This window comes from Novosphingobium ginsenosidimutans (assembly GCF_007954425.1).
In the GTDB taxonomy this organism is placed as follows: Bacteria; Pseudomonadota; Alphaproteobacteria; order Sphingomonadales; family Sphingomonadaceae; genus Novosphingobium; species Novosphingobium ginsenosidimutans.
The window spans coordinates 566,830-584,668 of sequence record NZ_CP042345.1 but is presented as its reverse complement, the minus strand read 5'-3'; the positions used below and the strand labels follow the sequence as shown (position 1 = coordinate 584,668).

The window sequence follows — 17,839 nt, the reverse complement described above, 5'->3', positions numbered from 1 at the left end:
AGGAGTTCCCAATGAATAGCGCTCCGTTGTCGCCCCCAAGTCGATCTTTCCGTTTGTTGATGCTCTTGTGCTTTCTCGCGCTCGCAGGCGTCTTTTCGCTGACCCTCTCGCCGCTTTCGTCCCTGGCACCGCAGGGTGTTGATCCTGATGTCTTTCGATGGCTCTCGCTCGTACAGCCTGCAATCCTGGCCATTGTATGCGCAAGCCTTGGCTACGCATTGGCCCATCAAGTTAGTCTTGATGCACCGCTTGGACGCGCGTTGGTTGAGAAGCAGCCGCTTCGACCAGTTCTTGAGAAGCAGCTTGCTCCAGCACTCATTGGCGGTCTGCTGTCAGGCCTGGCTGTTATTGGGTATATCCGCTTCACTGCGGGTTTGGCACCCGTGAGGCTCGAGCTGTCCCTAGTATCGAAGCTTCTCTACGGCGGAATAACGGAAGAGATCATTGCGCGCTGGGGGCTGATGTCTCTTGGCGTGTGGATCGCCGTGAAGGTAACGGCACGCGGCTGCCAGCCAAAAGCAATTCACTATTGGATCGGCAACATTGTCGCGGCGGCGCTATTCGCAGTGGGGCACCTGCCCGTCCTGTTCGCAGCCTCAACGGAGGTTTCGACGACACTTGTGTCAGCCGTGGTCGTTGGCAACATGTTGCCTGGATTGGTCTTTGGGTGGCTGTTCCAATCGCGCGGACTGGAGGCGGCTTTTATCGCACATGCTACAGCGCACGTTGTAAGTGTCAGCTACCTATCAGTGCATTTCGGTTAGATGGGGCAGCACTTTGGATGGAACTCATGAACGACGGCTTCTTTTTAAGCTGGTCACTTGGCGGTCTTCGGTTAGTTTGACGAATGAACGGCTGGTTTCAGCGCGCATTTTCGGTCCGTCGAACGGCAGCAATGTCAGCGAAGTCTGCCCCAACGACAGCTCAGTTGGACGATCCGGAACGGCAGCTCCCGACCTCAGAATCTTTGAAAGCCGACGATCCAGGCACCGCACGGCCTATCGACCATCAAGGTTTCGAGTCCGAAAGCTGCACCCTCGGGCCTGAAAACGATTCAGTTGATCTGCTTTTGGAGTAGCAACGCAGCAATCGGGTGTTCGTGCACTGACCGTAAGACAAAACTGCCGAAGAGTCGCGCCCTCGATTTTTGTCGAGTTGCCACTCCAGACGGTGCGGATGGCATTGCTGCCAAAAGGTGGGTTAAAAGGTGGGTAGGCTCCTTTGGGCCCTACTAAACACTTGAATATGTTTAAGGTCTGGCGGAGACGGAGGGATTCGAACCCTCGGTACCGGATTTACCAGTACGACGGTTTAGCAAACCGTTGGTTTCAGCCACTCACCCACGTCTCCGGATCGCAGCGGCGAAGCGCGGCCTATAGCGGGGGTGTCAGGGGGCGGCAAGGGGCTGGCGGGACTTTTTGCGCGAGCCGTTTGGGACTCGGTTCGCCGTAAATCCGACTCGACTGGTCGCCTGTCGATTGCCGGGCAGGGCGGGGTGGATTCTCACCTGTGCAGTTAACCTGCCCGGGTTACATCCCGGGCGGCCGAGCACGGGAAGCTATGGACATGATCAAGGCAAACATCCGGGACAATTGGCGGGCGACGCTGCTGGGCCTGGCTGCCCTTGCGCTAAGCACCAGCGGTGCGGCGCAGGTGACCTCGGTCGATCCGAACAAGGCGATTGATGGCGATCTCAAGACCGCCTCGACCCAGCCCGCTTCCGCGCCATCGCCAAGTGTCGCGGTCGATCCGGCTCCGGCACCGACGGCGGCCGCCCCCGCGGCAACTGCCTCGCAAGCCGCGGCCAACCCAGCCCAGGCCAGCAAGGCCGGCACGACCTACAAGCAGGATGACCTGATCGGCGCGGCCGAAGGGGTGTTCGGCAAGGGCGCGCAGGGCCTGGCGCAGATGATCCAGGATCTGCTCAAGAAGCAGGGTGAACCCAATGCCTATATCGTCGGGCGTGAGGGCGGCGGCGCATTGGTGGTCGGTCTGCGCTACGGCTCGGGCACGCTGCACCACAAGATCGAGGGGCAGAAGCCGGTCTACTGGACCGGGCCATCGGTCGGCTTTGATGTCGGGGCCAATGCCGCCAACACCTTTGTGCTGGTTTACAACCTCTACAACACCGAAGACCTCTACAAGCGCTTTGGCGCAGGCGAAGGGCAGGCCTATCTCGTTGGCGGCTTTCACGTCAGCTACCTGCGCCGCGGCGATGTGGTGCTGATTCCGGTGCGGATGGGAGCAGGGCTGCGGCTGGGGGTGAACGCCGGCTACATGAAGTTCTCGAAGAAGCAGAGCTGGCTGCCTTTCTGATTTGCCCCCTTAATCGGGACCAAGGGCGACCGTTCTGCAATCTGAACCCGGTTGCCTGTCCCTTCCAGGCATGGCCCGGCAGCCCCCCGAAGCTGCCGGGCCCTTTGCTTTTTCGGGATCAGTCGAACCCGACCCAGCGGGTCGCTTCCTCGACCGACTTGCGTTCCGAGACCACGGCATTGGCCGGGAAGCTGTCATCCGGCCAGCCTAGCGCAACCGCCTTCATGATCACCTGATCATCCGGGATGCCGGCGTGTTCGCGCACCACCGGGCTCTGCATGATCCCCTGGCTGTTGATCACGCAGCCCAGGCCGCGCGACCAGGCGGCGTTGACCAGCGCCGTGGTGACCGCCCCGCAATCGAACGGCGTATCATCGCTATCAGCCAACTCCTTGTCATAGGTGATGATCACGCAGACCGGCGCATCGAACTGGCGGAAGCCGCGCAGCACCCAGTCGAGCCGGGCGTCCTTGTCATCGCGGGCGATGCCCTGCGCGGCGAAGAGCTGCTTGGCGACGCCGACCTGGCGCTCGCGGTGGACGCCTTCAAAGGCGTGGCCGGTGCGGAATTCGCGGCTGTGCGGCACGCCAGCCAGGTTGCGCTCGGTATTCCCGGCGCGGATCCGGTCGAGCGGATCGCCGGTGATGACGTGAAAGTTCCACGGCTGGGTGTTCATCGAACTGGGCGCGCGCATGGCGAGGGTCAGCACTTCCTCGATCAGTTCGCGCGGAACCGGCTTGTTGAGATAGCCCCGGATCGAGCGGCGGCCCATGATGACATCATCGAATTCCACGTGTCGTTTTCCTCTTAACCCAGAACCAGAACATTGTTTTCGCGCCGGATCGGGCGCGTCGTGGCGATTGCCATCATTGCCGCTCCGCCAGTGCGGTCGAGCAGATCGGCGAGCCGCGCGGCCTCCGCGCCGGTCAACGCTGCAGCTGCGGCCTGAGCGCGGCCGAAGTGCCACAGCGAGTGCGGCTGGCTGCCGCGCTCCATTGTAACGCCGCGCCAAGGGTAGCTGACCCGCCCGACGTGCGGGTGCACCTGCCGCGCGCCATTGTGCGACACGAGCTGGCCAGGCGCGGGATCGGCAAGGCTGCCGACCCACCGGTCAAAGCAGGCCGCATCGGCGGCGAGGCCGGGGCCCCACTGCGCGAACACCACCTTCAGCAGGGCCTCCAGCGTTTCGGGCAGGGCGTCGCCAGCCGGGAAGGATGCGTTGTAGCCGGGGAAATCGGCATCTTCGATCTCGGCGCAGTTCATCCGCTCGGTCCAGCGGAACACATTGGGAGCCGTGGTCTTCATCAGGAAGCCGGGCACCGGATCGCGGGCAAGGTGGGCATAAAGCGGTGCCATCATCCCGAAATCGGCCAGGCTGGGGCGCCCGCCCAGCAGGTAGGGATGCTGCTGGAAGTGCTTGTCCAGCACGGCCAGCAGTTCGGCATAGCTTTCTTCCATCGCCGGAATGACCGCCTCGGTCACGCCCAGGTTGGGCAGGAAGCCAGCAAAGCGCGTCATCAGCTTGCCCGCCGTTTCCAGCCGCTGCTCGTGCGGCATGTGCGGAATGGCGCGGGCGAACTCGGTGCGCAGGAACAGCTCCTGTCGGTCGCGGTAGGACCAGCGGTAATGCATCGCTAGCGGCAGCAGATAGTTTGACCCGAAGGCATCGAGCAGGTGGGCTACGACCTGCTGAACCGGGCCCGGCGGGGTGAAGTCTGGCGCTGGCGTGCAGGCTTCGATCGTGTCGATGATCGCGGTGGTGTCCTGCACGATTTCCCCCGCCGGGGTGCGAACCACCGGAATCACCATATGCCCGACCTGCGGGATCACCTCGCCCAGGAATTCCGGATCGGCCGCCGAAACTTCGCGGTAGGGCACGCCCTTCTTGATCAGATAGCTGCGCGCCTTGCCGGCATAGAGCGAGTGCGGTGTCGCCCATAGAATGTACTGGCCACCGGCCATGAATCGCCCCCTCCCGCTGTTTTCAGGCGGGCTTGTGGCACGCGTTCAACAGGACTGGAAGCCCAGTCGTTGTGCGGCGGCAATCAAGTCCTCGCGGCGGCTTGGCGCGAGGCGATTGGCGCGGGCGGTGTAGACATCGACCAGCGCCTGGCCGGCCTTTGCTGGCGATCCGCCATCGAACGGCGGAGCGGGATCGTATTCCAGGGCGAGCTGAACCGCGCGGGCGTGATCCTCACCCGCGATCTCGGCCATCAGCGCCAGGGCAAAGTCGATCCCGGCGGTCACGCCGCCGCCGGTTGCGCGGTTGCGATCGATCACGTGGCGGGCCTGAACCGGCTCGGCGCCAAACAGGCTGAGCAGGTCATGCCAGGCCCAGTGGGTGGTGGCCTTGTAGCCTTTGAGCAGACCCGCTGCGCCCAGGATCAGCGCGCCGGTGCAGACGCTGGTGACCCATTGCGCGTCCGCGCCGACCCGCCGCACCCAGTCGAGGGCCGGGGCATGATCGATCACCTTGCTGACCCCGATTCCGCCGGGCACGCACAGCAGGTCGGCCTTTGGCACTTCGGCAAAGGTCGCGGTTGGCAGGATTGAGAAGCCGGCGTCGGTTGGCACCGGATCGAGACTGTCCCAGACCAGATCGACCTTGGCATCGGGCAGACGCGACAGGAACTGGGCTGGGCCGGTCAGGTCCAGCTGGGTGACATTGGGGAACAGCAGGAAGGCGATGCGCATGGCCCGACCTTGGCATGGCCCGACCACCGCATCAACCAGCCTCAGCGCATCAGCAGGATCGAAATGCGGCGGTTGCGCGGGTCTTCGGGGTTCTCACGCACCAGCGGCTCGCGATCGGCCACACCTTCGATCTTGCGGAAGCGGCTTTCGCCAATGCCCTGCCGCAGCAAGGCCTGGCGGGTCGCCTCGGCGCGGCCGGCAGAAAGCGACCAGTTGTTGGCTCCGCCGCCGCGCCAGGGCAAGGCATCGGTATGCCCGCGAACCGAAACGTCGCCGGGTTCAGGTGCGATCACGCCGCCGATTGCCTTCAGTAACAGTGAAGCGTCGCTGGTCAGCACAGTAGTGCCCAGCTGGAACATCGCGAAATCGGCATCGTCGACCAGATCGATCCGGATCCCTTCGGCCGTATCGATCATGCGCACCTGCTTGGCGATCCGGCCAGGCACCTTGCCCTCGGCCAGTTTGGCGGCAAGCCGTTGCTGCAACGATTTGACCTTTTCGCCGCCTTCCTTGGGGCCACCCTTGGCATCGCGGGGGATGGTGATGCCCTTGGTCCCGGTCTGGCCGGCGCGGTTGGGGTAATTGTCGGCATCGGTGATCGATGATCCGCCCAGCATGCCGTTGGACCCGGCGCTTTCCTGCTTCAGCTTGACCAGTGTCGGCGTGAAATAGTCGGCCAGACCCTTGCGCTGCTTCTCGTTGGTGGCGCCCAGCAGCCAGAGCAGCAGGAAGAAGGCCATCATCGCGGTGACGAAGTCGGCATAGGCCACTTTCCAGGCGCCGCCATGATGCCCGGCAGCAACCACGGTGATCTTCTTGACGATGATCGGCGGGCCTTCTGGCTTGCCCTTCTTGGGCGCGACCATGGCCTAGCGACCCCGCAGCGCGTCGAGCAGTTCGGACAGGCCCGGGCGGAAATCGTGGCCCAGGCCGGAACGCGCACTTTCGACGACCAGCGGCTGCGGCCAGCCGTGCAAGCTGGCGATGATCACTTGCTTGACCGCGTGGAAGATCTGCTCGTCTGCTTCCAGCACCTGCTTCAGCCGTCCGGCCATCGGCGCGACCATGCCGTAGGCCAGCAGCACGCCCAGGAAGGTTCCGACCAGCGCCGAACCGATCATGCCGCCCAGGATTGCCGGGGGCTTGTCGATCGACCCCATGGTCTTGACCACGCCGAGCACGGCGGCGACGATCCCCAGCGCCGGCAGCGCATCGGCCAGACCCTGCAGCGCGTGCTGCGGTTCGTGCATTTCATGGAAATGGGTCTTCAGCGCATTGTCGATCACGTCCTCGACCGCGCGCACTTCCAGCGTGCCGGAAGAAACGACAATCAGCGTCAACGTATCGGCGATGACGGCGGTCAGCTCCTTGTTGGCAAGCAACCGGGGAAACTCAGCAAAGATCGCCGAGCTGGCCGGATCGGTGACATGGCTTTCCAATGCCACCGGCCCTTCGGCACGCAGCAGCTTCATCAGCTTGGTTACCAGCACGATCGCATCGACATGGTCCTGCTTGGTGTGGCGTGGACCTTTGAACACCTTGGCAAAGGCACTGCCGATCGCCTTCAGGCCGTGAAGCGAGTTGCCGGTAACGAGCGCGCCCACTGCAGCGCCGCCGATGATCAGCATTTCGTGCGGCAAGGCGTGAAGCACTGGCCCCAGCGCGCCGCCGGTCAGGGCAAAGCCGCCAAAGACCATGACGATCAGGATGATGATGCCGACGACGGCGTACATGGTGGTTCTGCCCCTTCTAGGTAATTCGGATCAGCGCAGCATCGCGAACAGGCTGAGGCCTGCGAGGCGCGTGAAGGCGGCCTGGCTGGCTTCGAGCACGGTCATGATTTCCTGCAGCGCGGTTACAGTGGTGGCGAGATCGGCCCCGCCGATGTCGGCCTGTTGTTCGGTACGCTGTTCGCTGCGCTGGGTACGGCGCTCGCTGACCAGGTCGATCCAGTTCATTCGGCCGCCGATCACGGTCTGGGCGGTGGTGATCGATTCCAGTCCTGAATCGAGCGCGCCCAGCGCGTCACGCGCGCTCTGCGCGGGATCGGCGCTGCCGCCCTGCATCGCCAGGCCCAGATCACGGACCAGGGTGAACAGGTTGGTTGCCCCGGCGGGGCCGTTGAAATTCAGGAACTCCGGCCCGGTCACGCCGCGCAGCACGGTCTGACCTTCGCCAAGCGCCAGTTCGCCGGCCTGGGCGGTACCGGCATAGACCGGCAAGCCCGCAGCATCGAGGGTGTAGGCCTCGCCCGTCGCCTCGCCGCCGAACAGGGCGTGGCCAGCGCTGTCGCGGCTGTTGGCGAGGCGGATCAGCTCGCCATAGATTTCCTTCATTTCCACGCCGATACCGGCGCGCTGGCTGGTGGTCAGCGTATCGCTGGCAGCCTGGACCGCCAATTCCTTTACCCGGGTCACATAGGCGGCAAAATCGCTCAGCGCGCTGTCGGTCAGGGCCAGGTCAGAGCTGACCCGCGCGCCGGCTGCGGCGCTGATTTCGGAAAATCGGTCCTCACGCGAGAGTGCCCGGAGCTGTGCCGCGCCGACCGGATCGTCCGACCCGCGCAGCAGCCGCTGGCCGGTCCCGATCGAACCTTGCAGGCTTTCGGCCTGCTTGCGCAGATCACCCAGCGCGCGGCTGGAGCGTTCGTAGAAGGCGCTGGTGGTGATGGTGGTCATGGCGCAGGTTTCCTTGTCGCTCAGCGGATCGCCAGCAAGGTATCGAACAGGTCGCTCGCCACCTGGATCACGCGGCCGCTGGCCTGGAAGGCCTGCTGGAAGCGGACAAGGTTGGCGGCTTCGTCATCCAGGCTTACCCCGGCCTGCTCGGCCAGCGCGATGCGGGCCGCACCGGCGATCGAATCGAGCGCATCGGCCGTGGTCCGCCGCGCGGCGGCTGCGCTGGCAGAGCCAAACATCAGGCCGTCGATCCGGTCGGTCACCTGGGCGCTGCCCAGTGCATTGCGCAGGGCGGCCAGATTGGCGGGATCACGGCTTCCCGCGCCAGCACCGGCCGGGGCCGTGGCCAGGCCCGCTCCGCTGGCCAGCGCCAGGGTAATGCCGCCGGCTCCGCTGCCGGAAAACAGCGGCTGGCCGGCAGAGCCATCAAGCGCGACGCCATTGGCCTGGGCCGTGTTGGCGGCGGTGACGAGGTTATCGGCGATCGAATCGAGTTCGGTCTTGCGATCGCGCACGCCGATCAGGCCCTGGGCCTGTCCGGCGAGTTTGCCAGAGCTGAGCGCCACTGCACTGCCAGCGAGGGTAAAGCTGATCGTTCCATCTGCCGCCGTGGTCATGGCGAAGGACTGAGTGGTCCCGGCGGTGACCAGCACCGGCCCGGTGCTGCCGCCGATCCGCACGGTCACCGACTGGTCCGGGCCATAGCTGGTGCTGATCCCGACCTGCGTGGCGATCTGCTGAAGCAATGCATCGCGCCGGTCGAGCAGCATGGTCTGGTCGCTCGATCCGGCCGAGGCGCGGGTCAACTGAAGGTTCACCCGCGCCAGTTCGGCGGCATAGGTGTTGACGTCCTGGGTTCCGGCTGTCGCTGCAAAGCGCAGCCCTTCGCCCAGCGTGTCGAGCGATCCCGAGGCAAGGTTAAAGCTGCGCGCCACGGTCCGGGCATCTTCCAGCGCGCCGGCCCGCAGCGCCGGATCGACGGGGTTGCTCTCAAGCCGCTGCAGCGCGGCTTCAAAGGCGGTCATCGCCGGGAACAGACCCGATTGATCGAGTGCTGCCTCGATATTTTCGTAACCGCTCAGTTCTTCGGCGGCACGGGCTGAATCGCTGCCGGTGCGGCGCACTTCAGCCTGGCGGAAGAGATCGGCATTGCGGGTCACGCCATCGATGCGGACGCCCGAAAGGGTCAGATCGCTGGGCGCAAGCCAGGTCCCGGCGCTGCCCACTTCGGAAACGCGTAGCGAACGGCGGATATAGCCCTCTGTCCCGGCGTTCGAGATGTTCTGCGCCGTCAGGTCGAGCGCAGCGCGCGAGGCACGCAGGCCCGAGAGACCGATCGAGAAAAGGTCACTGGCCATTGGTCACTCCCTCGGCCGGGAGATGGCGTGCGAGTTGCGCTTCGATCTGTTTGGCCAGCCCGAGCGCGCCGGTCTGTGCGGTGAGGTCGGCAAAGTGGCTGTCCTGCATCGAACGAAAGGTATCGAGCCCCTGGCCACCGATCAGGCTGTCGCCGAAACCAGCCTGACGCGCGGCGGCCAGCATCTGGCGCACGAAGATCGCCTCAAACGCCTTGGCGGCGCCGGCCAGCTTTTCGCGGTCGGTCCCGTGGCTGGCGGTAAGCGAGCCGGTGGCGAGCAGGGGCGCGGAAACCGGGGTCATATTACGACCATCTCCGCCTTGAGCGCGCCTGCCTGCTTGAGCGCCTCGAGGATCGCGACGAGATCCGACGGGCTGGTGCCGAGCAGGTTGAGTGCATCGACCACCTTCGCCAGCGAGGCGCCCGGGCGGAACAGTGCGACTGTCCGGCCGCCCTCTTCCGCAGAAAGCTTGCTGTCCTCCTGCTGTGCGGTCTGGCCGCGGCTGAACGGGGCAGGCTGGATCACTTGCGGGTTCTCGTCGATCCGTACGGTCAGTTTGCCGTGGCTGATCGCTGCGGGCGAAAGGCGCACGGCCGAATTGATTACCACCGTGCCGGTGCGGCTGTTGACCACGACCCGCGCTGGCGTTTCGGCCGGCGTGACATCGAGCATCTCGATCGCCGCCATCATGCTGGCGCGGGCGTTGGGATCGAGCGGCAGGCGCAGCGCGAGAGTGACCCCGTCCTCTACCTGAGCGGCATTGGGGAAGCGGGCGTTGACCGCATCGCGGACCCGCGCAGCGGTTAGGAAATCGGCGGCGAACAGGTTCCAGCGCAGTGTGTCGCCGGACTCGAAGCCGGTCGGCACGCTGCGCTCTACGCTGGCGCCATCGGCGATGCGACCCACCGTGGGCACGTTGACCGTCAGCTTCGATCCATCGGCTCCGGAAATGCCCAGGCCGCCGACGGCAAGGTTGCCCTGGGCCATGGCATAGATTTGTCCATCGGCACCGTAGAGCGGGGACAGGATCAGCGATCCGCCGCGCAGGCTTTTGGCCTTGCCAATCGCCGAAACGGTCACGTCGATACGCTGGCCGGGCTTGGCGAAGGGCGGCAGGTCGGCAGTGACCATTACCGCAGCGGCGTTCTTGAGGCTGGGGTTGACCCCGGCGGGCAGCTGCACACCGACCCGGCCCGAAACGCCGCGCATGGCTTCGGTGACATAGGCCAGGCTATCATCGCCAGTGCCATCAAGGCCAACGACCACGCCATAGCCGGTCAGCTGGTTGGAACGGACGCCCTGGAAGGCGCCCAGGTCGCGCACGCGTTCGGCCTGGGCCGCAACCGGGCAGGTCAGCGCGCAAGCGAGCGCGAAGAGGGTGAGAAAGCGTGCCATCAGAACGGACTGATCATGCTGAAGAACTTCGACAGCCAGCCTTCGCGGCTGGCGCGCTGGACCGACCCGTTACCGGCATATTCGATCCGCGCATCGGCGACCCGGCTGGAGAGAACGCGGCTATCTCCGTCGAGATCGGCCAGGCGCACGATCCCCGAAAACTGGATCCATTCCTGGCCCTGGCTCAGCAACAAGCGCTTTTCTCCGCGTACCAGCGCGGTCCCGTTCGGCCGCACTTCGGCAATGGTCACTGCCAACTCACCCGAGAGCGAACTGGTCTGGCTCGCGTTGCCCTCGCCCTTGAACGACGATTGGCTGCCAGCTTTAAGGGCATCGGGGTTGAGGAAAGACAGTGGACCGGCGGTGGGCGGCGTGATCGAAGCGTTCCCGCCGCGCTGGGTCTTGGACCCGGCCGACTTGGAAGTGGTGGTGCTTTCGACCAGCAGGATCGTTACCGGATCGCCAACCGCGCGGGCACGGTGCCCCTGGATCAGCGGGGCATAGCCAGCGCTGGCGTTGAAGATCGCCCCATCGGCCGCGCGCGGCGCCGACGGTGCTGCGGGCAGGGTGGGCTCGAACCCGGCTGGCGGCTTGGGCTTGGCGGCCACCGGCGTCGTCAGTGTCACAAGCATAAGAGCAGTCAGGGCGCGCTTCATCGCCATCCTCACAGTGTCTGGTTGGCGTTGCGCAGCATCTCGTCGACTGCGGAGATGAGCTTGGAATTGATCTCGTAGGCGCGCTGGGTCTCGATCATGTCGACCAGCTCTTCGACCACGTTGACGTTCGAAGCCTCGAGCATACCCTGGCGGATCGAGCCGCGCCCATCGGCCCCGGCAGCGCCGATCTGGGCCGGCCCGGATGCGGCCGTTTCGGATACGAAGTTGTCCCCCAGCGCCTGCAGGCCGGCCGGATTGGTGAAGCTGGCCAGGGTAAGCTGGCCAAGCTCGGTCGGCACGCTGGAACCCGGCAGATTGGCCGAAATCGTCCCGTCGGGACCAACCGAAATGGCGGTCGCGCCTTCCGGAATGGTGATCGCAGGCTGGACCGCATAGCCCTGCGGCGTAACAAGGGATCCCTCGGCTGAGCGCGAGAAGTTGCCAGCACGCGTATAGGCGAGGCGCCCGCCCGGCAACTGGACCTGGAAAAAGCCTTCACCGTCGAGCGCCATATCGAGCGGATTGCCCGTGCTCGACAGCGTTCCCTGGGTGGTGATCGAAGTGGTCGATTGCAGGCTGACCCCGGTGCCCAGGTTGAGCCCGGTGGCATAGGCCGTCTCGGTCGAGCTCTGCTGCCCAGCGACGCGGTTTTCCTGATAGGCCAGCGTCGCGAAATTGGCGCGGTCGCGCTTGAAGCCGGTCGTGGCAATGTTCGCCAGGTTGTTGGCGATCACCCGCATCCGGGTGTCCTGGGCTTCAAGCCCGGTGCGGGCGACATGCAAGGCGGAAGAGGGCATCGGTCAGTCTCCGTGAAATGGAATTCAGGTCATGCGCATCAGGCTGGCGCCGCCCTCGTCGAGCTCCTTGGCCGTGGCGACGAGCTTGGTGCGCATGTCGTAGAGGCGCTGGGCCTCGACCATGTCGACCAGTACTTCGCTGGGCCGAACGTTCGATTGCTCAAGCGTGGCAGGGGCCAGTCGCGCTTCGGCGTCGCTCGGCAGGATCCCGCCACCGATCACCCGGAACAGGCCGTCGAGGCCTTTGGCGATCGCGGTGCCTGCCGGATTGGCCAGCTTGAGCCGCCCGACTTCGGCCGGAGCCGCCTCGGGCGTGCCCGGATCGCGGCGCAGCACGGCGCCGTCCTCGGCAATGGCATAAGTGCCACCGGGGGGCAGCGTAATCGGGCCGCCTTCGCCCATGACGGCAAAGCCTTCGCCATTGACCAGCAAGCCATTGGCCGAGACCGTCAGGTCGCCGCGCCGGGTATAGGCTTCGCTGCCATCGGGGGCCTGGACCGTCAGCATGGCCTGACCCTGGAGCGCGACGTCGAGCGGACGGCCGGTATTGACCATCACGCCCGGCGTCATCATTGCGCCCTTGACCGCCGCATCGGTCATCGCCCGGGCCTCGACTGCCGGCCCCTTGAGGGTCAGCGGAGTCATCTGCAGCACCTCGGCGCGAAAGCCGGTGGTCTGGGCATTGGCCATGTTGCTGGCGATCACCCGCTGCCGGGTCATCGCTGCAGTCATGCCGGTTACGGCAGTCCAGATCAGGCGGTCCATGGGCTAGTCCTAGGTCCGCAGGTTGATAATGGTCTGCGACAGCTGGGTGGCCGTATCGATCGCCTTGGCATTGGCCTGGAAATAGCGCTGGGCAGTGATCAGCCCGACCATTTCCTCGGCAATGTCGACGTTCGACTGCTCGAGGCTGCCTGACAGCATGGTGCCGAAGCGCGCAGCACCAGGCTGGCCGTAGGATGCGGGGCCGGAAATGCCGGTGGCCTGCCAGTCCTGGTTGCCAATCTGCAGCAGGCCCGGCGGCGAGACGAAGCTCGCCAGCGCAACCTTGCCAAGTTCGGTCACCGTGCCATCGGCATAGGCGGCGATCATCGCCCCATCGGCCTTGACGGTGACCGACATAAGTTCGGCACCCGCGCCATTGGTCGCCGGGGCCTGAGCATCCTGCGGGGTAGAGGACGTGACGTTACCGTTGGCGTCGACCGGCAACACCTGCAGCCGGTTGCCCTGGACATCGGTGATATAGCCGGCGCCATCCATCCCAAAGTTGCCGTTGCGGGTATAGAAGGTCTTGCCGGTAACGGGCGAAACCTTGGTGAAGAAGCCTTCGCCATTGATCGCCAGGTCCAGCGCGGCGCCGGTCTGCTGCGTCGGACCGAGCGAGAAGTTCTGGTCAATCGACTGAACCGCCGAGCCGATCCCTTTGACCAGCTTGGGGTTGGACGAGGCCGTGCCCGAAACGATATCGGCAAAGTTGATCCGGCTCTTCTTGAAGCCGGTGGTTTCGGCATTGGCCAGGTTGTTGGCGATCACCGAAAGTTCGGTCTGGGCATTCTTGAGCCCGTTGAGAGAGGTGTAGAACGACATGGGTGGTTACTCCTGAACCGGGGTCTGGGCGGGGAACGCCTGGTCAAGCCGGGCGGCAATGTCCTTGAGGGTCGAATTGATCTGCTCGATCCCCGACAGCGAGGAGAACTGCGCCATCTGCGCGATCATCTCCTTGTTATCGACCGGGTCGGTCGGGTCTTGCGACTTGAGCTGGGTGGTGAGCAGCCGGATGAAGTCCGACTGGCCCAGGGTTGGCCCGTTGGTTGACGAGCTGGAGCGGGGGGCGGCGGGGTTGGACCCCGCCGCTGTGACAGGGGAGACCATCACTTCATCCTCATGGTTTCAAGCATCAGCTGCTTGGCGGTGGAAAGGGCTTCGACCAGGTTCTGGTACTGGCGCGAGGCATCGAGCATCTCGACCATCTCGGCGTTTTCATCGACCGGGGCAGTCCAGATGTTGCCTTCCGCATCGGCCAGCGGATGGTCGGGTTCATAACGCTTCACCGGCTGCGCGCTTTCGCGCATGATCCCGCCGACGCGAACGGTCGAAAGGCCCGAGGCGCGATCGACCTCAGCCGCAAAGACCGTGCGGATCGGGCGATAGGCGGTTGCCTCGCTGCCGGTGACGGTGCCGGCGTTGGCAAGGTTGGACGAGGCGGCGTTCATCCGCACCAGCTGGGCCGACATGGCCCGCTGCGCAGCGCCGAACAGGGTGAGGGGCTGGTTGGCCATCGTCACTCGCCCTTCAGCGCGCGGGTCAGTGTCTCGATCCGTCCGCGCAGGAAGCCGAGCGTGGCCTGATAGGCGACGGCATTCTCCGCAAAGGCGGTCTGCTCGGTCGCCATTTCGACCGTGTTGCCATCAAGGCTGGGCATGACCGGCACGCGGTATCGCGTGGCCTTTTCTGCGGCGCGATCGGTGCCCAGGCCCTCGTTGCGGGCCTTCAGGGCCGCAGCGAAATCGAGGTCGCGGGCCTTGTAGCCAGGGGTCGCGGCATTGGCGATGTTCGAGGTGATCAGCGCCAGCCGCTGCGAACGCAGCTGCAGCGCGGTGCCGTGGATTCCGAACAGGCTCTCACTCATGGCAGGTGTCCTCATGACAATGCGTGACACGTATTCCGCAAACACCATGCCAATTGCGCAAATGGCGGTTTTCTGCGGGCCATATGCTGGGTGACCGGCAAGCTTTTGCCGCCATCCGGCAATCTTCCGCCATTGCTGAATGCCGCCGTGCGTTGACCGTTCTTGCGGGTGAAGGAGTTTACCCGATGGACCTGACCACCCTGATCGATGGACCGTCTGCGCTGATCGTTGGTGGCGGAACCTTGCTGGCGACTGTGCTGCGCAGCGGACTTTCCGATTGCCGGATCACGCTGGTCAAGCTGGGCGGACTGGGACGGCGGGGGTTCAACCTTGATCACACCCGGGCCGAGCTCGGTCTGCAGATCCAGGAAATCCGCCAGGATGGCCTGCTGCGCGCCGTGCCGCACCATTCGGGTGACGCCGAGTTTGACGAGGCGACCGATGCGCTGATCGGCCGCCGCTCGGTCTCCGCCCTGCTCGAAGCGCACGAGGCACACCGCAGCCGCCGCCTGGCCGAAAGCGAACGCGCCGTCCGTACCCTGGCCCAGGCGGCCGAGCTGGCTCCGGTGTTCGGCCTGGCGGGGACGCTGGTTTCGCTGAGCCAGCTGCCCACAACCGGGCTGGCGCAGGGGGCTTTTGCCGGTTCGATCTCGATGGCGGTGACCACCACGCTCTATGGCCTCCTGGGGGCCAACCTGCTGCTCGCTCCGCTGTCGCGGATGATCGAGCGCAAGGCCCTGGCCGAAGAGGCCGAACGCCAGCAGGTTACCGATTGGCTCGCCGCGCAGGTCGAGGCTGCCGTTGCGCCTCGCCCCAGCCGCGTGCCGGGCCGCGAGGTGGCCGCATGATAGCCCGCGCCGGGAGCGGCTGGCAGACCGTGCTGGCCGATCTCTCGTTGATCCTGTTCATGGTGACGGCGGCGGCAGTGTCGGAAGCGCCGACCCAGCCGAGCCCGCCGCCGCCTGCCCCGGTTACCCTGCCTGCTCTGGGCGAACCGGTTGCAATCTGGCGCGCTGCGCCAGGCGGGCCGCGCCTCACCGAATGGCTTGCGAGCCAGCCCGCCGACCCGCGCCAGCGCCTGACGCTGGTCGCAGCGCCGGCCGATGGCCCGGCCTTACTGGCTGAAGCCGCCGCCCTGCCGCGTCCGGCGCGCGTTCTGATCGAACCGGGTCTGTCCGGCCCGCCCTATGCCGCGCTTACCTATGATACCGGAGACAACCTATGATCCGCACATTGCCGCTGCTGCTCGCCGTGCTGGCCAGCCCTGCCCTGGCGCAGGGCCTTACCGATCTTGACGAGGTGGACCGCCAGGTCAGCGCTTTTGTCGGTCAGCCGACGCCGCCAGTTGACCGCCGCCTGCGCCTGGCGCGCTGCACCGCGCCCTTGGCACTCGACTGGTACGGCAATGGCCGCCAGGCAGTGCAGGTGCGTTGCCCTGTGCCGGCCGGCTGGACGCTCTATGTTGCGATGCCGGCTGCCGCGGCAGCCGCCGCCGCGCCGCCGCTGGTTCAGCGCGGCGATAGCGTGACGATACAGGTCGGCGGCGACGGCTGGGCCGTTTCGCAGCCGGGCGAAGCCCTCGAAGCCGGCGCCGCCGGAGCCTGGATCAAAGTGCGCGGCCTGGTTCCCAAGGCACCGGTGCTGCGCGGACGGGTGCTGCGGCCAGGCCTGGTCGGCGTCGATTTGCCGTGATCCGGCAAAAGGCTGCCGGTCGGGCTTAAAAAGTCCTGACACCGGTCGTTCTCGGGCATGATGACAGATCAGGAGCGGCACCATGCCACCGATTGACCTTCCCCCGCTGCGCCCCGTCGCCAGCATCGATCCGCGCCAGCCACGCCCGCTGGCCGAACGCCGCACCCCGGCCGACGGCACCGACAGCGCTGCACCGGCAGTTGAAGTCGAAACCCTGTTCGCAGGCGGCCAGCCGCCAGTCGACCAGGCCCGCGTCACTGAAATTCGTAAGGCGATCGAGGCCGGTCGCTATCCCGTTATCCCGATGCGCGTTGCCGATGCGCTGATTGCCTCTGGCCTGCTGCTGCGGAGTGGAAAATGAGCTTGAACCAGCAACTGCGTGACAACCTGCGGCAGATGCTTGCCGTTCTGCAGAACGAGCGGCATGCGCTTGCCGCACTCGATCTCGATGCGATCCTGGGTTGCGCGCAGGACAAGCGCGAGCTGTGCGGCCGGATCGACACGACCGGGCCCTTTTCGCAGGACTTCGAATTGGACGAGGAATGCCGCGGACTGCTTGATGCGGCCAAGCGAATTAACGAGGTAAACCGCCAGGTTCGCAACCTTCTGGCCGCCAATGTTTCGGCCCGGCTGGAAGTGCTGGCCGGTAGCCCTGCGCTCTATCGCCCGGCCGCCGCCAGTTATGCCCGGGTGGGCATCAATACCTGATTTGGCACGGCCCTTGCTGAAACGGTCATAGCACGTTTCACGAGGGGAGGTTTGGCTTGGGCCAGGCCAGTATCATTGCCAACACCGCCGCAGCGCCAACTGGCGCACGGCCCGAAGTTCAGGCTGCGATTGCCCGCGCTGCGCAGGCGACGGGAGTCGACTTCTCTTATCTTCTTGCTCAGGCGCGGCTTGAATCGAGCCTCGATCCCGCAGCCCGTGCCACCACGTCGAGCGCGGCCGGGCTCTATCAGTTTACTGGCGGCACCTGGCTGCAGACGCTGGAAAAGCATGGCGCGGCCCATGGTGCGGGCTGGGCGGACACGGCAATCGAAGCGGGCCGGGTCAGCGACCCCATGCTGCGCCAGCAAGTGCTGGCGCTGCGTCACGATCCCGACCTGTCGGCACGGATGGCGGCCGAACTCGCCCGTGATAACCGCGCTGCGCTGCTGCCGGTGCTGGGACGCGAGCCCGATGCGGCCGAGCTCTATCTGGCCCACTTCCTGGGAGCGGGCGGCGCAACCAAGTTCCTGACTGCACTTTCAGCCGATCCGGCGCAAAATGCCGCCATGTTGCTGCCCGAGGCGGCTGCCGCCAACCGGGCGATCTTTTATGAAGGCGGCCAGCCCCGCTCGCTTGGCGGGGTGATGGGCCTGCTGCGCGACAAGGTTGATCGCGCAATGGACGCGCCGACGGAAGCCGCGCCCTGGTCGACTGCCGCGCTGGTGGCAGAACGCGAGCCGTTGGGCGCGCCAGAGCTGGGTAGCAGCCAGCGCCCCTCAATCTCGGCCACCCTCGCCAGCACTTTCGCGCTGGGACCGGGCGGTGACGCCCCGGCTCATATCCGTGCCGCCTATGGCAAATTGAAGGCATTCGGGCTGTGATTTCGCTTACTCGCCCACGCCTTGCCACGGTGGCG

Annotated in this window: 24 protein-coding genes and 1 tRNA gene; 8 read left to right on the top strand and 17 right to left on the bottom strand. The window is 65.5% G+C overall.

Features of this window, described 5'->3' with window-relative positions; all coding sequences use genetic code 11:
* Positions 1-11: 11 nt before the first annotated feature.
* Positions 12-764, top strand: a complete 753-nt coding sequence (locus FRF71_RS02940; protein ID WP_161597870.1) for a CPBP family glutamic-type intramembrane protease — start codon at positions 12-14, stop codon at positions 762-764.
* Between the two features lie 493 nt (positions 765-1,257).
* Here FRF71_RS02940 and FRF71_RS02935 read toward each other — a convergent pair.
* Positions 1,258-1,350: transfer RNA gene (locus tag FRF71_RS02935), tRNA-Ser, on the bottom strand.
* A 216-nt stretch (positions 1,351-1,566) separates the two neighbouring features.
* Here FRF71_RS02935 and FRF71_RS02930 point away from each other — a divergent pair.
* A complete protein-coding gene (locus FRF71_RS02930) occupies positions 1,567-2,316 on the top strand; it encodes a DUF1134 domain-containing protein (protein ID WP_192900023.1) in 750 nt (249 codons plus the stop codon).
* Positions 2,317-2,434: 118 nt separating this feature from the next.
* Here the strand turns inward: FRF71_RS02930 and FRF71_RS02925 are convergent, their stop codons facing one another.
* The 16 genes from FRF71_RS02925 to flgB are packed head-to-tail and all read right to left on the bottom strand — an operon-like array spanning position 2,435 to position 14,523.
* The gene (locus tag FRF71_RS02925; protein ID WP_202878103.1) at positions 2,435-3,088 is read right to left on the bottom strand and encodes a nitroreductase; all 654 of its coding nucleotides are present in this window, start codon (positions 3,086-3,088) and stop codon (positions 2,435-2,437) included.
* A 35-nt stretch (positions 3,089-3,123) separates the two neighbouring features.
* A complete protein-coding gene (locus FRF71_RS02920; protein WP_147089155.1) occupies positions 3,124-4,278 on the bottom strand; it encodes a glutathione S-transferase family protein in 1,155 nt (384 codons plus the stop codon).
* Positions 4,279-4,323: 45 nt separating this feature from the next.
* Positions 4,324-5,010 carry a DJ-1/PfpI family protein gene (locus FRF71_RS02915; protein WP_147089154.1) on the bottom strand — a complete coding sequence of 229 codons (687 nt, stop codon included), beginning with the start codon at positions 5,008-5,010 and terminating at the stop codon, positions 4,324-4,326.
* 41 nt (positions 5,011-5,051) lie between these two features.
* The gene (locus FRF71_RS02910) at positions 5,052-5,876 is read right to left on the bottom strand and encodes a flagellar motor protein MotB (protein WP_147089153.1); all 825 of its coding nucleotides are present in this window, start codon (positions 5,874-5,876) and stop codon (positions 5,052-5,054) included.
* Between the two features lie 3 nt (positions 5,877-5,879).
* The gene (gene motA, locus FRF71_RS02905) at positions 5,880-6,743 is read right to left on the bottom strand and encodes a flagellar motor stator protein MotA (protein WP_147089152.1); all 864 of its coding nucleotides are present in this window, start codon (positions 6,741-6,743) and stop codon (positions 5,880-5,882) included.
* A gap of 30 nt (positions 6,744-6,773) precedes the next feature.
* Entirely contained in the window at positions 6,774-7,688 is a 915-nt protein-coding gene (locus FRF71_RS02900; protein ID WP_147089151.1) for a flagellin N-terminal helical domain-containing protein, read from the bottom strand.
* A 20-nt stretch (positions 7,689-7,708) separates the two neighbouring features.
* Entirely contained in the window at positions 7,709-9,046 is a 1,338-nt protein-coding gene (gene flgK, locus FRF71_RS02895; RefSeq protein ID WP_147089150.1) for a flagellar hook-associated protein FlgK, read from the bottom strand.
* Positions 9,036-9,347, bottom strand: a complete 312-nt coding sequence (locus FRF71_RS02890) for a rod-binding protein (protein ID WP_147089149.1) — start codon at positions 9,345-9,347, stop codon at positions 9,036-9,038. The genes flgK and FRF71_RS02890 overlap by 11 nt, the downstream gene beginning before the upstream one ends.
* On the bottom strand, positions 9,344-10,441 hold the full coding sequence (locus tag FRF71_RS02885; protein ID WP_147089148.1) for a flagellar basal body P-ring protein FlgI: 1,098 nt from the start codon (positions 10,439-10,441) through the stop codon (positions 9,344-9,346). Before FRF71_RS02885 ends, FRF71_RS02890 begins: the two co-directional genes overlap by 4 nt.
* Positions 10,441-11,073: a flagellar basal body L-ring protein FlgH gene (locus FRF71_RS02880; protein WP_238339513.1), complete on the bottom strand. Its 633-nt coding sequence runs from the start codon at positions 11,071-11,073 to the stop codon at positions 10,441-10,443. The genes FRF71_RS02885 and FRF71_RS02880 overlap by 1 nt, the downstream gene beginning before the upstream one ends.
* A gap of 32 nt (positions 11,074-11,105) precedes the next feature.
* Positions 11,106-11,894 (bottom strand): flagellar basal-body rod protein FlgG, encoded by a 789-nt coding sequence (gene flgG, locus FRF71_RS02875; RefSeq protein ID WP_147089146.1) that lies wholly within the window; start codon positions 11,892-11,894, stop codon positions 11,106-11,108.
* A gap of 24 nt (positions 11,895-11,918) precedes the next feature.
* Positions 11,919-12,659 (bottom strand): flagellar basal body rod protein FlgF, encoded by a 741-nt coding sequence (locus FRF71_RS02870; RefSeq protein WP_147089145.1) that lies wholly within the window; start codon positions 12,657-12,659, stop codon positions 11,919-11,921.
* A gap of 9 nt (positions 12,660-12,668) precedes the next feature.
* Positions 12,669-13,481, bottom strand: coding sequence for a flagellar hook-basal body protein (locus tag FRF71_RS02865; RefSeq protein ID WP_147089144.1), 813 nt, complete (start codon positions 13,479-13,481; stop codon positions 12,669-12,671).
* Between the two features lie 6 nt (positions 13,482-13,487).
* A complete protein-coding gene (locus FRF71_RS02860) occupies positions 13,488-13,766 on the bottom strand; it encodes a flagellar hook assembly protein FlgD (protein ID WP_147089143.1) in 279 nt (92 codons plus the stop codon).
* Positions 13,766-14,173, bottom strand: coding sequence for a flagellar basal body rod protein FlgC (gene flgC / locus FRF71_RS02855; protein WP_147089142.1), 408 nt, complete (start codon positions 14,171-14,173; stop codon positions 13,766-13,768). The genes FRF71_RS02860 and flgC overlap by 1 nt, the downstream gene beginning before the upstream one ends.
* Before the next feature lie 2 nt (positions 14,174-14,175).
* The gene (gene flgB / locus FRF71_RS02850) at positions 14,176-14,523 is read right to left on the bottom strand and encodes a flagellar basal body rod protein FlgB (RefSeq protein WP_147089141.1); all 348 of its coding nucleotides are present in this window, start codon (positions 14,521-14,523) and stop codon (positions 14,176-14,178) included.
* Positions 14,524-14,708: 185 nt separating this feature from the next.
* Between flgB and FRF71_RS02845 the strand changes: the two genes are divergently transcribed.
* The 6 genes from FRF71_RS02845 to FRF71_RS02820 all read left to right on the top strand — a co-directional run bounded on the left by FRF71_RS02845 (position 14,709) and on the right by FRF71_RS02820 (position 17,804).
* A complete protein-coding gene (locus FRF71_RS02845) occupies positions 14,709-15,371 on the top strand; it encodes a MotA/TolQ/ExbB proton channel family protein (protein ID WP_147089140.1) in 663 nt (220 codons plus the stop codon).
* Complete coding sequence (locus FRF71_RS02840) at positions 15,368-15,748, top strand: hypothetical protein (RefSeq protein ID WP_147089139.1); 381 nt, start codon at positions 15,368-15,370, stop codon at positions 15,746-15,748. Before FRF71_RS02845 ends, FRF71_RS02840 begins: the two co-directional genes overlap by 4 nt.
* Positions 15,745-16,215, top strand: a complete 471-nt coding sequence (locus FRF71_RS02835; RefSeq protein ID WP_147089138.1) for a flagella basal body P-ring formation protein FlgA — start codon at positions 15,745-15,747, stop codon at positions 16,213-16,215. The genes FRF71_RS02840 and FRF71_RS02835 overlap by 4 nt, the downstream gene beginning before the upstream one ends.
* A gap of 82 nt (positions 16,216-16,297) precedes the next feature.
* Entirely contained in the window at positions 16,298-16,576 is a 279-nt protein-coding gene (locus FRF71_RS02830) for a flagellar biosynthesis anti-sigma factor FlgM (protein ID WP_147089137.1), read from the top strand.
* On the top strand, positions 16,573-16,923 hold the full coding sequence (locus FRF71_RS02825) for a flagellar protein FlgN (RefSeq protein ID WP_147089136.1): 351 nt from the start codon (positions 16,573-16,575) through the stop codon (positions 16,921-16,923). The genes FRF71_RS02830 and FRF71_RS02825 overlap by 4 nt, the downstream gene beginning before the upstream one ends.
* A 56-nt stretch (positions 16,924-16,979) precedes the next feature.
* The gene (locus tag FRF71_RS02820) at positions 16,980-17,804 is read left to right on the top strand and encodes a lytic transglycosylase domain-containing protein (RefSeq protein WP_238339386.1); all 825 of its coding nucleotides are present in this window, start codon (positions 16,980-16,982) and stop codon (positions 17,802-17,804) included.
* Positions 17,805-17,839 lie beyond the last annotated feature (35 nt).

Coding starts and splice junctions, on each gene's coding strand:
- FRF71_RS02940 (WP_161597870.1), top strand. CDS start 12: ATGAATAGCGCTCCGTTGTCGCCCCCAAGTCGATCTTTCCGTTTGTTG.
- FRF71_RS02930 (WP_192900023.1), top strand. CDS start 1,567: ATGATCAAGGCAAACATCCGGGACAATTGGCGGGCGACGCTGCTGGGC.
- FRF71_RS02925 (WP_202878103.1), bottom strand. CDS start 3,088: ATGGGCCGCCGCTCGATCCGGGGCTATCTCAACAAGCCGGTTCCGCGC.
- FRF71_RS02920 (WP_147089155.1), bottom strand. CDS start 4,278: ATGGCCGGTGGCCAGTACATTCTATGGGCGACACCGCACTCGCTCTAT.
- FRF71_RS02915 (WP_147089154.1), bottom strand. CDS start 5,010: ATGCGCATCGCCTTCCTGCTGTTCCCCAATGTCACCCAGCTGGACCTG.
- FRF71_RS02910 (WP_147089153.1), bottom strand. CDS start 5,876: ATGGTCGCGCCCAAGAAGGGCAAGCCAGAAGGCCCGCCGATCATCGTC.
- motA (WP_147089152.1), bottom strand. CDS start 6,743: ATGTACGCCGTCGTCGGCATCATCATCCTGATCGTCATGGTCTTTGGC.
- FRF71_RS02900 (WP_147089151.1), bottom strand. CDS start 7,688: ATGACCACCATCACCACCAGCGCCTTCTACGAACGCTCCAGCCGCGCG.
- flgK (WP_147089150.1), bottom strand. CDS start 9,046: ATGGCCAGTGACCTTTTCTCGATCGGTCTCTCGGGCCTGCGTGCCTCG.
- FRF71_RS02890 (WP_147089149.1), bottom strand. CDS start 9,347: ATGACCCCGGTTTCCGCGCCCCTGCTCGCCACCGGCTCGCTTACCGCC.
- FRF71_RS02885 (WP_147089148.1), bottom strand. CDS start 10,441: ATGGCACGCTTTCTCACCCTCTTCGCGCTCGCTTGCGCGCTGACCTGC.
- FRF71_RS02880 (WP_238339513.1), bottom strand. CDS start 11,073: ATGCTTGTGACACTGACGACGCCGGTGGCCGCCAAGCCCAAGCCGCCA.
- flgG (WP_147089146.1), bottom strand. CDS start 11,894: ATGCCCTCTTCCGCCTTGCATGTCGCCCGCACCGGGCTTGAAGCCCAG.
- FRF71_RS02870 (WP_147089145.1), bottom strand. CDS start 12,659: ATGGACCGCCTGATCTGGACTGCCGTAACCGGCATGACTGCAGCGATG.
- FRF71_RS02865 (WP_147089144.1), bottom strand. CDS start 13,481: ATGTCGTTCTACACCTCTCTCAACGGGCTCAAGAATGCCCAGACCGAA.
- FRF71_RS02860 (WP_147089143.1), bottom strand. CDS start 13,766: ATGGTCTCCCCTGTCACAGCGGCGGGGTCCAACCCCGCCGCCCCCCGC.
- flgC (WP_147089142.1), bottom strand. CDS start 14,173: ATGGCCAACCAGCCCCTCACCCTGTTCGGCGCTGCGCAGCGGGCCATG.
- flgB (WP_147089141.1), bottom strand. CDS start 14,523: ATGAGTGAGAGCCTGTTCGGAATCCACGGCACCGCGCTGCAGCTGCGT.
- FRF71_RS02845 (WP_147089140.1), top strand. CDS start 14,709: ATGGACCTGACCACCCTGATCGATGGACCGTCTGCGCTGATCGTTGGT.
- FRF71_RS02840 (WP_147089139.1), top strand. CDS start 15,368: ATGATAGCCCGCGCCGGGAGCGGCTGGCAGACCGTGCTGGCCGATCTC.
- FRF71_RS02835 (WP_147089138.1), top strand. CDS start 15,745: ATGATCCGCACATTGCCGCTGCTGCTCGCCGTGCTGGCCAGCCCTGCC.
- FRF71_RS02830 (WP_147089137.1), top strand. CDS start 16,298: ATGCCACCGATTGACCTTCCCCCGCTGCGCCCCGTCGCCAGCATCGAT.
- FRF71_RS02825 (WP_147089136.1), top strand. CDS start 16,573: ATGAGCTTGAACCAGCAACTGCGTGACAACCTGCGGCAGATGCTTGCC.